Source organism: Caballeronia sp. SBC1 (assembly GCF_011493005.1).
Lineage (GTDB): Bacteria > Pseudomonadota > Gammaproteobacteria > Burkholderiales > Burkholderiaceae > Caballeronia.
On record NZ_CP049156.1, the window covers coordinates 1,705,376 to 1,718,767 of the forward strand.

General features: G+C 59.6%; 9 protein-coding genes. 8 read left to right on the forward strand and 1 reads right to left on the reverse strand.

Going from position 1 to position 13,392, the window contains the following annotated elements:
- Nucleotides 1–204 precede the first annotated feature (204 nt).
- From SBC1_RS07560 to SBC1_RS07570, 3 genes are all read left to right on the forward strand, one after another.
- Complete coding sequence (locus SBC1_RS07560) at nt 205–627, forward strand: DUF2946 domain-containing protein (RefSeq protein ID WP_165089831.1); 423 nt, start codon at nt 205–207, stop codon at nt 625–627.
- Between the two features lie 104 nt (nt 628–731).
- Entirely contained in the window at nt 732–3,146 is a 2,415-nt protein-coding gene (locus SBC1_RS07565) for a TonB-dependent receptor (protein ID WP_165089836.1), read from the forward strand.
- A gap of 63 nt (nt 3,147–3,209) precedes the next feature.
- Nucleotides 3,210–4,625: a PepSY domain-containing protein gene (locus SBC1_RS07570; RefSeq protein ID WP_165089840.1), complete on the forward strand. Its 1,416-nt coding sequence runs from the start codon at nt 3,210–3,212 to the stop codon at nt 4,623–4,625.
- A gap of 75 nt (nt 4,626–4,700) precedes the next feature.
- On the opposite strand, the gene SBC1_RS07575 is transcribed toward SBC1_RS07570, so the two are convergent.
- The gene (locus SBC1_RS07575; protein ID WP_165089845.1) at nt 4,701–5,864 is read right to left on the reverse strand and encodes a glycerate kinase; all 1,164 of its coding nucleotides are present in this window, start codon (nt 5,862–5,864) and stop codon (nt 4,701–4,703) included.
- A 507-nt stretch (nt 5,865–6,371) separates the two neighbouring features.
- On the opposite strand from SBC1_RS07575, the gene tig reads away from it, so the two are divergent.
- From tig to SBC1_RS07600, 5 genes are all read left to right on the forward strand, one after another.
- Nucleotides 6,372–7,727 carry a trigger factor gene (gene tig, locus SBC1_RS07580; RefSeq protein WP_165089850.1) on the forward strand — a complete coding sequence of 452 codons (1,356 nt, stop codon included), beginning with the start codon at nt 6,372–6,374 and terminating at the stop codon, nt 7,725–7,727.
- Between the two features lie 159 nt (nt 7,728–7,886).
- Nucleotides 7,887–8,540 (forward strand): ATP-dependent Clp endopeptidase proteolytic subunit ClpP, encoded by a 654-nt coding sequence (gene clpP, locus SBC1_RS07585; RefSeq protein WP_031359733.1) that lies wholly within the window; start codon nt 7,887–7,889, stop codon nt 8,538–8,540.
- Nucleotides 8,541–8,802: 262 nt separating this feature from the next.
- Complete coding sequence (clpX, locus tag SBC1_RS07590) at nt 8,803–10,074, forward strand: ATP-dependent Clp protease ATP-binding subunit ClpX (protein WP_031359732.1); 1,272 nt, start codon at nt 8,803–8,805, stop codon at nt 10,072–10,074.
- Between the two features lie 205 nt (nt 10,075–10,279).
- On the forward strand, nt 10,280–12,706 hold the full coding sequence (lon, locus tag SBC1_RS07595) for an endopeptidase La (protein WP_165089853.1): 2,427 nt from the start codon (nt 10,280–10,282) through the stop codon (nt 12,704–12,706).
- A 296-nt stretch (nt 12,707–13,002) separates the two neighbouring features.
- Nucleotides 13,003–13,275: an HU family DNA-binding protein gene (locus SBC1_RS07600; protein ID WP_062092992.1), complete on the forward strand. Its 273-nt coding sequence runs from the start codon at nt 13,003–13,005 to the stop codon at nt 13,273–13,275.
- Nucleotides 13,276–13,392 lie beyond the last annotated feature (117 nt).

Genomic DNA, 13,392 nt, shown 5'->3' on the forward strand with positions numbered 1-13,392 from the left:
AATTTGCGCGTGGGGGACTCATAGGGGATGCGCCTGTAGTTCGCCTGATGCGGACGAAACCAGACATCGAACATCCACCGCCGATATACCTGAATCCCACCTGAACCCCCGCCTGAAACCCCAGAACCACATTGCATAGCACGAACGTCATGCTTACAATCGCCACTCATTCTCATTTGCCCATCCGCGGCTGAACTTACCCTGATGAATCGCACTTCGCGCAATCGCCTCGTTGCATGGCTCGGCATGGCCGCCATGTGGCTGGCTATTGTCGCGCCGGTGATTAGCCAGACGCTGGCGTCGCGTCAGCAGCGCGTCGACCCGCAAGCAGCGATCTGTTCCGCCGATGCCCTCGCGCAGATTGTTTCATCCGCGCTGTCTTCCACGTCGCATGGGGCGGTTCAAGGTAACGAACAAGCCGGTCATCATATGGCCGGCGCCGATTCGTTCGACGCCTGTTCATATTGCGGTTTGCTCGCGCATAACGTGCCGCTGGCATCGGCGCCGCCTGCTGCGCTGGTGCGGGTCGAACGCGTTACGCGCGTCGCTGCCGCGCCGGTTGCGCAAGTCGTTCACGTCAAGTCCTTCAATGCCGCGTCTCCGCGCGCGCCGCCCATCGTTTCCTGAAGTTCCGCCCGTACTGACCGATCTGGTTGTTTGCCGTGACTACGCGCGCCGTTTAGGCGCCCGTGGCCGGCCGGTCTGCGTCCACTCATTCAGGATTTTCTTCGATGCTCAAGCTCCTCAAGCGAGCACGGCAGCCGTCAGGCTGCCGTGCCGCCGCGCGTTCGCGCGTGTTCACGTTTCATCGTTATACGTGCCTACCGCTTTCCCTCATGGCGCCGGCCTTCGTGCTTGCCGCCCCCGCCGCAGCCACATCGGAAAGTCCGGCCGGAAGTACATCCGATCGCCGCGACGCCGACGCCGATGCCGACGCCGTCCAGCTAGCACCGGTTGTCGTCACCAGCACCACGGGTTCATCGGCGCGCTCTCCGCTCGATCCGAATCTTCCCGCCACGACCGCGACAGTCACCGCCGATCAGGCGCAATACTGGAACGTGGTCACGCCCGAGGACGTGCTGAAGTACGTGCCGAACATGGCGGTGCGCAAGCGTTTTATCGGCGATGTGAATTCGCCTATCGCCGTGCGTGGCACGAGCAATTCGCAAACGGCGCGCGGGCTGGTGTACGCCGATGGCCTGTTGCTCAGCAATTTCCTCGGCAACACGTTCACGTTCGCGCCGCGCTGGTCGATCGTTTTCGCCGACGACATCGCGCGCACCGACGTGATCTACGGTCCCTATTCGGCGCTGTATCCCGGCAACTCGATTGGCGCGACGGTGGCCATCACCACGCGCATGCCGGAGAAGTTCGAAGCCGATGCCCACGTCCAGGCGTTCAGCCAGCACTTCAATCTGTTCGGCGTGAATCGCAGTTTCAACGGCACGAATTCGTCGGCGACCATTGGCGATAAGAACGGCAACCTGTCCTGGCTGATCGGCGTTGATCATCTGGAAAACACGGGCCAGCCGCTGCAATTCGCGACGCTGGCGGCGTCGGCGACACCAGCGAAGGCGACCGATCGCCCGGTGACTGGCGCGTATTTCTACAACGACCAGAACAACAACCGCACTGCCGTGCTGGGCGTGACATCGGAAGGCATTGAGCGGACGTTCCAGGACCAGTTCAAGCTGAAGCTCGCGTACGACCTCACGCCTACTTTGCAAGCCGGCGTTACGCTCGGCTACTGGCATCAGAAATACAACAGCGACACCCAGTCATTTCTCCGCGATGCCGCCGGCAACCCAGTCTATAGCGGCCTCGTGAATATTGGTGGCTACGAATACAACGTGCCGGCCGCTGCGTTTGCGCCGAGCCAGGGGGTAAGCGAGAACTTCCTGTACGGGCTGTCGCTGACAACGCGCAACGCATCCGGCTGGAACGCGGAAGCCGTCGCGTCGTATTTCGATATCACCCAGAGCATTGCGCGCACCGCGAATTCGGGTGCGCCGGGCAACGGCGCAGGCACGATCGCATTCGGCGGCGGCACCGGCTGGAAAACGCTCGACCTGCGTACGACCTGGACGCCGGCCACGCCCACGGCCGGTCTCGGTGCGCACTGGCTGTCGTTCGGCTACCACTACGACAACTATTTCCTCGACAACGAAACCTACAACACGCTCGCGTGGCGCGATGGCGGCGGGACCTCATTTGCCAACGCGTTTGGCGGCCGCACCGAAACGCAAGCCGTGTATGCGCAAGACGCGTGGCGGTTCCTGCCGCGCTGGACATTCACCTACGGCGCGCGCTACGAGAACTGGAACGCATACGACGGCACGCGAGCGGTTGGCGCGACCTCGCTGAATTACGCTGAAGTCAGCCAGAGTCACTGGTCGCCGAAAGCCTCGATGTCCTTCGATGTTACGCAAGACCTGTTGCTGCGGGCATCGATAGGAAGGGCGTACCGCTTCCCGACCGTCGGCGAATTGTTCCAAGGGCAGATCACGGGTTTATCGATCATAAATAGCAACCCGAACTTGAAGCCGGAAGACGATCTCTCGAAGGAACTGACGGCCGAGTGGCAGCACGGTAATGGCGTGTATCGATTCACGCTGTTTCAGGACGATGTGAAAAACACATTGTTCAGCCAGACCAACACGACCGTAGTTCCGAACATCACGAACTTTCAAAATATCGACAAGGTTCGTTCGCGGGGTATCGAGACAAGCTACGAAGGGCAGGACGTGCTCCTTCGCGGCCTGGACCTCACGGCGGGGCTGGCGTACACGCAATCGAAGATCATCGCGAACAGCGGCAACCCGGCGTCGGTGGGCAAGTACTTCTATCGCATTCCGTTGTGGCGCGCGAACGTGGCCGCCACGTGGCGCGCGACGAGCCAGAGCGCCGTCACGCTCGCGGCGCGCTATTCGGGCCGCGAATACAACACGCTAACCAACACCGATACCAACCCGAACACCTACGGCGGCACGAGCACGTACACGGTCGTCGACGCCAAATTCAACTTCCGTCCGACGAAGCGAACCGAGCTCGGGATCGGCGTGGATAACCTCTTCGATCACCGTTACTACGTGTTCCATCCGTACGCGGGGCGGACGGTTTATGTCGAAGGCCGGATCGGGATTTGACGGTCGTTTTCGGGGCTCTTGAGTCTCTTGGGTCCGTAGTCAACTTATAGAAGGACACCTCACATGCAATCCGCATCTCTCGCCGACGCACGCGTAGCTGCGCGGCATCGGTTGTTATGGCGCTGGCATTTCTATGCCGGCTTGTTCGTCATGCCGCTGCTGCTGGTGCTCGCGATCACCGGCACGCTGTACTGCTTCCAGCCGCAGATTGAACCGCGGCTGTATCGCGATCGGATGATCGTCGATGCCAGTGCCGAGCCTCGTCTGAGCCAGCAAGCCTTGCTCGCGAAAGCGAGCGCCGCCGAACCGCGCGATGCGGTGCCGACCACGGCGGTCATCAACACCCATCCACGCCGCAGCGCCGAATTCGTGTTCCGGCTGCAATCGGGATCGAGTGAAAGCGTTTATCTCAATCCCTACACGGGCGAGGTGCTGGGCAGGCTGAGCGTCGAGAACCGCTTGATGAAGCAGATTCGCAATTTGCATCGCGGCTTGATGCTAGGCAAGACCGGCGAAATTCTGATGGAACTGGCGGGCTGCTGGACGCTGGTGATGATCGGAACAGGCATTGCATTGTGGTGGCCGAAAACACGTCAGAAGGGTCAGGCGGGCGGACGGTTCGTGCCGCGGTTGTCGTCATCAAAAGGCCGCGCATGGTGGCGTGAATTGCACGCGGTCGGTGGTGCGTGGTTGGCGCTCGGTGCATTGTTTTTCGTGCTCAGTGGCTTGCCGTGGTCGAGCACATGGGGCAAGCAATTCAAGGCGTTGGCGACGTCCGCGCAACTCGGTTATCCGCGAGGGGCGTGGGGTAAGGCGCATGTGCATTCCGCGAAGCCCACGATGGACATGACCGATCCGTCGATGGCGGGCATGAAGATGGACGATCTGCCATTGCCGCAGACACCGTGGGCAGTGGGCGCAACACATGTTCCCCACAGCGCTGCCGATGCGACAGACGCTACTATCCCGCTCGACAAGGTCATTGCGCTGACGGCGCAAGCGGGCGTTAGCGATGGCTATGACATTGCATTGCCGACAACCGCCGAGGGTGTGTACACGGTGTCGTACTTTCCCGCTGATCCTCAAGCCGAACGCACATTGCACATCGATAGATACAGCGGCCAGATTCTCTCGGACATTGCGTATCGCGATTACGGGCGCGTAGCGCAGTGGATTTCGTACGGCACATCGCTACACATGGGCCGCTATTTCGGCTTGGCGAACCAGATTCTCGCGTCGCTCATCTCGCTCGGACTTGCGGCGATGTCGGTCAGCGGTTTCGTGATGTGGCGCAAACGCAAGCCGGGCAGGGCGATCGGCGCGCCGTCGAGACCGGTTCTCGATCCGCCGATGCGGGTTTGGGTCGGCGGTCTGACGGCCCTCGGCATCGTTTTCCCGATGATGGGTCTGACGATGCTGATCGTGTGGATATCGGACCGCTTGCTCTTCAGCTCCGGGAAAATTGCCGGGGCGCGGTGAGCGAGAAAGTGAGCAAATAAGCGAGCGAGCCGTCGGCCAATGTGTCGCCGGCTCGCCGAATAATGAATGATGAACTTACCTTGAGCCGAACTTCAATCGCGCAAGTTGCTCGGCTTCGTTTGCCAGCAGCGTTGCGGCATCACGGATAGCGGCCTCGAGCGTGATCGGCCCTGGTGCGGGCGAAAAACAGCCGCTGAAATATTCGGACAAACGTGGCAGGGCGGCTGGATCGATAGCGCCGGACAGCAGCGACGCTTCCACGCCATGCGCACGAGCGTGCTGACAAGCAATAAACGGTGCCTTGCCGTGCAGCGTCTGGACGTCCGAGCGTCCTTCACCCGTGATGAGCCAGTTCGCGCCATCCAGCGCCGCATCCAGCCCCACTTCACGCGCGACCACTTCGGCACCGGCTTCGAAACTTGCGCCGAGCATATGCAGCGCAAAACCCAGGCCGCCCGCCGCGCCGGCGCCGGGTTTATCCCGCCCGCTACGCTGCAGCGCCGGTTCCAGCAGATCGGCGAAGTGGCCGAGCGCCGCATCGATCGTGGCGATCTGGTCGGGCGTCACGCCTTTTTGCGGCCCGAAAATCGCCGTCGCGCCGTGCTCGCCCGTGAGGGGATTGTCCACGTCGGACATCCCCGTGAATTCGGCGTCGCGCACGCGCGGATCGAGCCCCGTCGCGTCGATGCGCGCGATTCGCGCAAGCTGCGAAGGAACCGGGTCGAGCGGTTTGCCGTCTGCACCGAAGAGTTTCAGGCCGAGGCCCACCAGAAGCCCCGCACCGCCGTCGTTCGTGCTGCTGCCGCCCAGCGCCACGTAGAACTTGCGCACGCCGAGATCAAGCAGCGTGCGGATCGCTTCGCCCATGCCGAGCGTGCTGCGCTCGGCGACCGGCACGGCCATGCCGTCGGGGTCCGTGATTCCCACGACTTCCGCTGTTTCCACAATGGCGCTGCCGTCCGTCAGCAACCCTGTCGCGGCGTCGCGCCGCTTGGACGCCGCGCCCCGCACGTCGATCAGGCGCCGCTCGCCGCCCGCCGCCAGCATGGCGTCGAGCGTGCCTTCGCCGCCGTCGGCCATTGGCACGATGCGGATGACCGCATCGCTGCGCGCCCGCAGGATACCGGTCGCAATTGCGTCCGCGACCTGTTCCGCACTGAGTGAACCCTTGAAGGAATCCGGCGCGATCACAACAACGGGGGAAGAGGTGGAAAAACCGGCGGGCTGGGTGTTAGGCATGATGTCTCGAGTTATGAGTTTGCTTGAAATCTAGCGACACGGCCCGAATTAATCAAACCTTATGCGTGTACGGCATGCTTTCAATGCGCGCTGGCAATGCAACGCGCGCAGCAATGTGCCGCACGCGCGTTCGGAAATACGCCGGCCGGGGCGGTGTGCCAAAGCGCCGTCACGGCAACCGAGGACCGCAAAACCCGCACCAAAACCGCGAAAATGGGCCGAATTCGCTGATGAATTTGCCAGTATTTGCGGAGCAGACCCTCATCCGCCACGACCCTTGCAAATAGTTTGGTAAAATGTTTGGCTCGGTTGACTCAAACCGGCGCGTACGGCTTCCTGTCACGGCTTGGCGGATCTATGGAATGAGCTTTGCAACGGGCTCAGTCAGGCTGCTTGCATTGTTCAGGAACCGCGAGGCGCCGTGCGCCTATCGTGGTGCGAGATCGAACCAGAACTGACCAGACACACGAACCCGAATACTCGATTTACTCTAGGACGATAGAAGCCATGGCTAACGTTGTTGAAAACCTCGGCAAGCTCGAACGCCGTGTGACGATTTCCCTGCCGAAAGATACGGTGCAAAAGGAAGTGGATTCGCGTATCCGTCAGCTGGCGAAAAACGTGCGCATGCCGGGTTTCCGCCCGGGCAAGGTGCCGCTCAAGATGGTGACGCAGCAGTACCAGGGCCAGGTTGAAGCCGAAGTGCTGAGCGACAAGGTAGGCAAGGAATTCTTCGACGTCACGCGCACCGAAAACCTGCGCGTGGCTGGCCAGCCGAGCTTTGCGCCCAAGGGCGGCGAAGAAGCGGCGGAAGCAGCCGACTACGCGTTCGACGCAACTTTCGAGGTGTATCCGGAAGTGAAGATCGGCGACGTGGCAACGGCTGAAATCGAACGCACGGTCACGACCATCTCGGAAGCGGAAATCGACCGTACGCTGGAAATCCTGCGCAAGCAGCGCGTGCACTACCACGCACGCGGCGAAGGTGGCGAGCACGGTGACGGCGGCGCGGATACGGCAGCCAAAGACGGTGACCGCGTGACAATGGACTTCGTCGGCAAGCTCGACGGTGTGCTGTTCGAAGGCGGCAGCGCTGAAGACTTCACGTTCGTGCTGGGCGAAGGGCGCATGTTGCCAGAATTCGAAACGGCGGCGCTCGGCCTGAAGGTCGGCGAGTCGAAGGAATTCGACCTGAAGTTCCCGGACGACTACCACGGCAAGGACGTGGCCGGCAAAACGGCTCAGTTCACCATCACGATGAAGAAGATCGAATGGGCGCACCTGCCGGAAATCGATACCGATTTCGCGAAGTCGCTGGGTGTGGAAGACGGCGACACAACCAAGATGCGCGGTGAGATTAAAGACAATCTGGAACGTGAAGCCAAGCGCCGCACGCAACAGATCGTGAAGAACCAGGTCATGGACGCCCTGCTGAAAATCTCCGAACTCGACGTGCCGAAGGCGCTGATCGAGCAGGATCAGCAACATTTGGTGGAAATGGCGCGTCAGGATCTGCAACAACGCGGTGTGCCGAACGCAGCCGACGCTCCCATCCCCGCAGAAATGTTCGCGGAACAAGCTGAACGCCGCGTCAAGCTGGGCCTGGTTCTGGCCGAACTGGTCAAGACCAACGACCTGCAGGCAAAGCCGGAACAGATCCGCGCGGAAGTCGACGAATTCGCGAAAAGCTACGAGGACCCGAAGGAAGTCGTCCGCTGGTATTATTCGAATCAGCAGCGCCTCGCCGAAATGGAAGCGTATGTTGTGGAAAGCAACGTCGTTGACTTCGTGCTCGGCAAGGCCCGAGTGAGCGACAAGGAAGTAAGCTTCGAAGAATTGGCCAGCGCGACGGCGCAAGCGTAAGCAGCGTCGACAAGGCGTGCAGGGCCGTCGAGGTGACGGGCCGGCACGCCTTTTTTGCATTTCGGTTGCATGGGCGGTGCTGGTGCCGGTTACCCGGTTGTGCCGTTTTTCGGATGTTCCTTTGTCGTTCAGTATCCCTATTCCGAACAAGGAAATTGCATGACCTTTCGCGCTCAATTACTGGACACACTTGCGTCGAACGCACCGCATGATTTCGAAACCAAGGCGCTCGGTCTGGTGCCCATGGTTGTGGAAACGAGCGGCCGCGGCGAACGTGCCTATGACATCTATTCGCGCCTGTTGAAAGAGCGCCTGGTGTTCCTGGTCGGCGAAGTGAATGACCAGTCGGCCAACCTGGTGGTCGCGCAGTTGCTGTTCCTCGAAAGCGAAAACCCCGACAAGGACATCAGCCTGTACATCAACAGCCCGGGTGGCTCGGTGTCGGCTGGCATGGCCATTTACGACACCATGCAGTTCGTGAAGCCGGATGTCGCCACGCTGTGCATGGGACTGGCCGCGAGCATGGGCGCTTTCCTGCTGGCAGCGGGCGCCAAGGGTAAGCGCGTTGCGCTGCCCAACTCGCGCGTGATGATTCACCAGCCGCTCGGCGGCGCGCGCGGGCAGGCGTCGGACATCGAAATTCAGGCACGTGAAATCCTGTACCTGAAGGAACGTCTGAATCAATTGCTCGCGCACCATACGGGTCAGCCAGCGGAACGTCTTGCACGTGACACCGACCGCGACAATTTCATGTCCGGCGACGACGCGCAGGCGTACGGTATCGTCGATCAGGTTCTTCACAAGCGTCCCTGAAAGACGCCCCCCGCCGGTCGTTGGGGACGGGTCGGGAACTGAGGGACCAGCTGTTCCGTTTTTGTCCATACGGACGTTGCGGTTTCGGGCCAGACCGCCAACGGCGGCGCGGCAAACCGAGCCGCGCGACAGGCTGGAGCCAACGCGGAAAACGGCGTCAAAGCACACGCCACACGCGCTTTCAATCTACGCACAGGCCATTTCTGCGTAGGTGAATTGAGCGGCGTATTATGTAATCGAGTGTCCGGAGGCTCGCACATCCATGGCGGACAAAAAAGGTTCAAACAGCGAAAAGCTGTTGTATTGCTCGTTCTGCGGCAAGAGCCAGCACGAGGTCAAGAAGTTGATTGCAGGTCCTTCTGTGTTCATCTGCGATGAATGCATCGACTTGTGCAATGAAATTATCCGCGACGAAGCTGCCGGCGCGGCGGAAGAGGCTGGCCTGACGAAGTCGGATCTGCCGAGCCCGCAAGAGATCAGTGAGATCCTGAACCAGTACGTGATCGGTCAGGAACGCGCGAAGCGGATTCTTGCAGTGGCGGTGTATAACCACTACAAGCGTCTCAAGCATCTCGAGAAGAAAGACGATATCGAGTTGTCGAAGAGCAACATACTGCTGATCGGGCCTACGGGTTCGGGCAAGACCTTGCTCGCGCAAACGCTCGCTCGCATGTTGAACGTCCCGTTCGTGATTGCAGACGCAACCACGCTGACGGAAGCCGGCTATGTTGGCGAAGACGTTGAAAATATTATTCAGAAGCTGCTGCAAAACTGTAACTACGAAGTCGACAAGGCCCAGCGCGGCATTGTCTATATCGACGAAATCGACAAGATCAGCCGCAAGTCGGATAACCCGTCCATCACGCGCGACGTGTCGGGGGAGGGTGTCCAGCAAGCGTTGCTGAAGCTGGTCGAAGGCACAATGGCTTCAGTGCCCCCGCAAGGTGGCCGCAAGCACCCGAACCAGGACTTCATCCAGGTCGACACCACCAACATTCTGTTCATCTGCGGCGGCGCGTTTGACGGCCTTGAAAAGGTCATCATCGATCGTACGGAAAAGACCGGCATTGGTTTTGGCGCAAGCGTGAAGAGTAAAGTGGATCGCGACGCGGGCGAAGTGCTGCGCGAAGTGGAACCGGAAGATTTGATCAAGTTTGGTTTGATTCCCGAACTGATCGGCCGTCTGCCCGTGGTGGCGACGCTCGGCAAGCTCGATGAAGACGCGCTGATCAAGATCCTGACCGAACCGAAGAATGCGCTGGTGAAGCAGTACCACAAGCTGTTCAACATGGAACGTGTTGACCTGGAGATTCGTCCGGGCGCGCTGAAGGCTATCGCGTTGAAGGCTATCCGCCGAAAGACGGGTGCGCGTGGTCTGCGGTCCATTCTGGAACAAGCGTTGCTGGACGTGATGTACGAGTTGCCGGCAATGAAGGGTGTAAGCAAGGTCATCGTGGATGACAATACAATTGATGGCGATGGCAAGCCGCTTTTGATCTACGAAGACACGCCGAAGGTAGCAGGTTCTAACTGAGTTTGGCTGTGTGTCGGCGAAAAGCCGTTCATGGCAACGTGAACGGCTTTTTGTTTATTTTTCGGATATCTTGTGGATGTTACTGACACGTTACTGAGGCGAATTTTTTTCGATTCACTGATCTTTTCCCACACGCTTAAGGCTTGCAATCCATTTTGACGGCCTTATTTACGACTGAACTGATTCCACTACTGGGGAAATGAAAATGTCAGGAACCCAACTCCTCCCGCAGGAACGCATTACTCTCCCGCTGCTCCCGCTGCGTGACGTAGTCGTTTTCCCGCACATGGTGATTCCGCTTTTTGTCGGACGACCCAAATCGATCAAGGCACTCGAAGCCGCGATGGAAGGTGGCAAGCACATCATGCTTGTTGCCCAGAAGACCGCTGCGAAAGACGAGCCGACCGAAAAAGACATGTACGAAGTGGGATGTATCGCGAACATCCTGCAAATGCTGAAGCTGCCGGACGGTACCGTGAAGGTGCTGGTCGAAGGCTTGCAGCGCGCCAAGACGCTCACGATCGAAGAACAGGAAACACAGTTTTCCTGCGACGTGATGCCGCTCGAACCCGACCACGCCGACAGCGCTGAAACTGAAGCGCTGCGCCGCGCGATTGTGTCGCAGTTCGATCAGTACGTGAAACTCAACAAGAAGATCCCTCCCGAGATCCTGACGTCGCTGTCGGGTATTGACGAAGCGGGTCGCCTGGCCGACACCATTGCCGCGCATTTGCCGCTGAAGCTCGACCAGAAGCAACACATTCTCGAGATGTTCCCGGTTGTGGAACGCCTTGAGCATCTGCTTGCCCAGCTCGAAGCTGAGATCGACATTCTTCAAGTCGAAAAGCGCATTCGTGGACGCGTGAAGCGTCAGATGGAAAAGAGCCAGCGCGAGTATTACCTGAACGAACAGGTCAAGGCGATCCAGAAGGAACTGGGCGAAGGCGAGGAAGGTGCGGATCTCGAAGAACTCGAGAAGCGCATCACCAACGCACGCATGCCGAAGGAAGCCAAGAAGAAGGCCGATGCCGAGCTGAAGAAGCTCAAGCTGATGTCGCCTATGTCGGCTGAAGCCACGGTCGTGCGCAACTACATCGACACGCTGATCGGCTTGCCGTGGCGCAAGAAGAGCAAGGTCAACAATGACCTCTCGAATGCGGAACGCGTGCTCGACGAAGATCACTTTGGCCTAGAGAAGGTCAAGGAACGGATCCTCGAGTATCTTGCGGTCCAACAAAGGGTTGAAAAGGTCAAGGCGCCTATTCTGTGCCTCGTCGGGCCTCCGGGCGTTGGCAAGACCTCGCTGGGCCAGTCGATCGCCCGCGCGACGAACCGCAAGTTCGTGCGTATGGCGCTTGGCGGCGTGCATGACGAGTCCGAGATTCGTGGTCACCGTCGCACGTACATTGGGTCGATGCCCGGCAAGATTCTGCAAAGCCTCGCGAAAGTCGGCGTGCGCAATCCGCTTTTCCTGCTCGACGAAGTCGACAAGATGGGCATGGATTTCCGCGGCGATCCCGCTTCGGCTCTGCTTGAGGTGCTCGATCCTGAACAGAACCATACGTTCGCCGATCACTACATCGAAGTGGACTTCGACTTGTCGGACGTGATGTTCGTGGCGACGTCGAACTCGCTGAACATTCCGCCTCCGTTGCTCGACCGGATGGAAGTGATTCGCCTCTCGGGTTACACCGAAGACGAGAAGATCAACATCGCGCAGAAGTATTTGTTGCCGAAGCAGACCCGCAACAACGGCCTGAAGGCTGGCGAGATGGATCTCACGGAAGAAGCGATCCGCGACATCATTCGTTACTACACGCGTGAAGCCGGCGTCCGGTCGCTTGAGCGCGAAATGTCGAAGATCTGCCGTAAGGTGGTCAAGATGCTTCTGCTGAAGAAGGCGGAAGGCGCTGTCCGGATCGACAGCAGCAACATCGACACGTTCCTCGGCGTGCGCAAGACCGACTTTGGTCTTGCCGCGAAGGACAACCAGGTTGGTCAGGTGACAGGTCTGGCGTGGACGGAAGTGGGCGGCGACTTGCTGACCATCGAAGCTGCTGTAATGCCGGGCAAGGGCAACATCATCCGCACGGGTTCGCTCGGCGACGTGATGAAGGAGTCGGTCGAGGCAGCGCGTTCAGTGGTGCGTTCGCGTTCGCGTCGCCTGGGTGTGTCGGATGAGGCGTTCGAGAAAAAGGACATCCACATCCACGTGCCTGAAGGCGCGACGCCGAAGGACGGTCCGTCCGCCGGTATCGCAATGACGACGGCGCTCGTGTCCGTGCTGACCGGTATCCCGGTTCGCGCAGACGTGGCAATGACCGGCGAAATCACGTTGCGTGGTGAAGTGTTGCCTATCGGCGGATTGAAGGAGAAGTTGCTGGCGGCGCATCGCGGCGGTATCAAGCTCGTGCTGATCCCGGAAGAGAACACGAAGGATCTGGCCGAAATTCCGGACAACGTGAAGAACTCGATCGAAATCGTTCCGGTTCGCTGGATCGACAAGGTGCTTGAGCTTGCGCTCGAACGTGTTCCAGCAGCACTGCCGGAAGAAGAAGCCAAGCCGCCGGCGACGCCCGCTGTTGCAGAGCAGAAGGACACGCCAGCAGCTGGTGATTTCGTGAAGCATTAAACGCCTGTTGAGGCGCGGCCTGAACCGGCGCGCCTGAGTCGAGCGAACCAAAAAACCCGCGGGGTCATTGTGAAATGACCCCGCGGGTTTTTTATTGGCGCCTCCAACGTGCGGTTTAGTGCGTCAGCGTTCAAGTAAAGGCCCTCTAATCAGGCTCAATCCCGGTTGACACCTGTCTTTCGGCTACTTCTAATGACCGCCGCACTTGGGGCTTCCGGGCCTGTGCTCAAGCAGCCTGTCGTGAACCTACACTTTGCAGAATCGCCCATCCACAAACCATTATTCGGGGGATCACAATGAACAAAACGGACCTGATCGACCATATTGCGCAACAAGCTGATATCTCCAAAGCGGCGGCCGGCCGCGCGCTCGAAGCTGTGATTGGCGGGGTCAAGACGACCCTGAAGAAGGGCGGCTCGGTGACGCTGGTCGGCTTCGGGACCTTTGCCGTGGGCAAGCGGACGGCGCGCATTGGCCGTAATCCCCGTACTGGCGATGAGATCAAGATCAAAGCAGCGAAGGTTCCGAAATTTCGCCCTGGCAAAGCGCTAAAAGATGCGCTAAACTAGCGGACTCGCTGGATGCGGGCCGGTTTGAAGCGGTTTCGAGTCTGGCGGAGCAGATCACACACTTCTTTCGCATGATGGGTGTGAAGATCGCTTGAAAGGTTTTGAAAAAGTCGAAGC

Coding starts and splice junctions, on each gene's coding strand:
- SBC1_RS07600 (WP_062092992.1), top strand. CDS start 13,003: ATGAACAAAACGGACCTGATCGACCATATTGCGCAACAAGCTGATATC.
- clpX (WP_031359732.1), top strand. CDS start 8,803: ATGGCGGACAAAAAAGGTTCAAACAGCGAAAAGCTGTTGTATTGCTCG.
- SBC1_RS07565 (WP_165089836.1), top strand. CDS start 732: ATGCTCAAGCTCCTCAAGCGAGCACGGCAGCCGTCAGGCTGCCGTGCC.
- SBC1_RS07575 (WP_165089845.1), bottom strand. CDS start 5,864: ATGCCTAACACCCAGCCCGCCGGTTTTTCCACCTCTTCCCCCGTTGTT.
- tig (WP_165089850.1), top strand. CDS start 6,372: ATGGCTAACGTTGTTGAAAACCTCGGCAAGCTCGAACGCCGTGTGACG.
- SBC1_RS07570 (WP_165089840.1), top strand. CDS start 3,210: ATGCAATCCGCATCTCTCGCCGACGCACGCGTAGCTGCGCGGCATCGG.
- lon (WP_165089853.1), top strand. CDS start 10,280: ATGTCAGGAACCCAACTCCTCCCGCAGGAACGCATTACTCTCCCGCTG.
- SBC1_RS07560 (WP_165089831.1), top strand. CDS start 205: ATGAATCGCACTTCGCGCAATCGCCTCGTTGCATGGCTCGGCATGGCC.
- clpP (WP_031359733.1), top strand. CDS start 7,887: ATGACCTTTCGCGCTCAATTACTGGACACACTTGCGTCGAACGCACCG.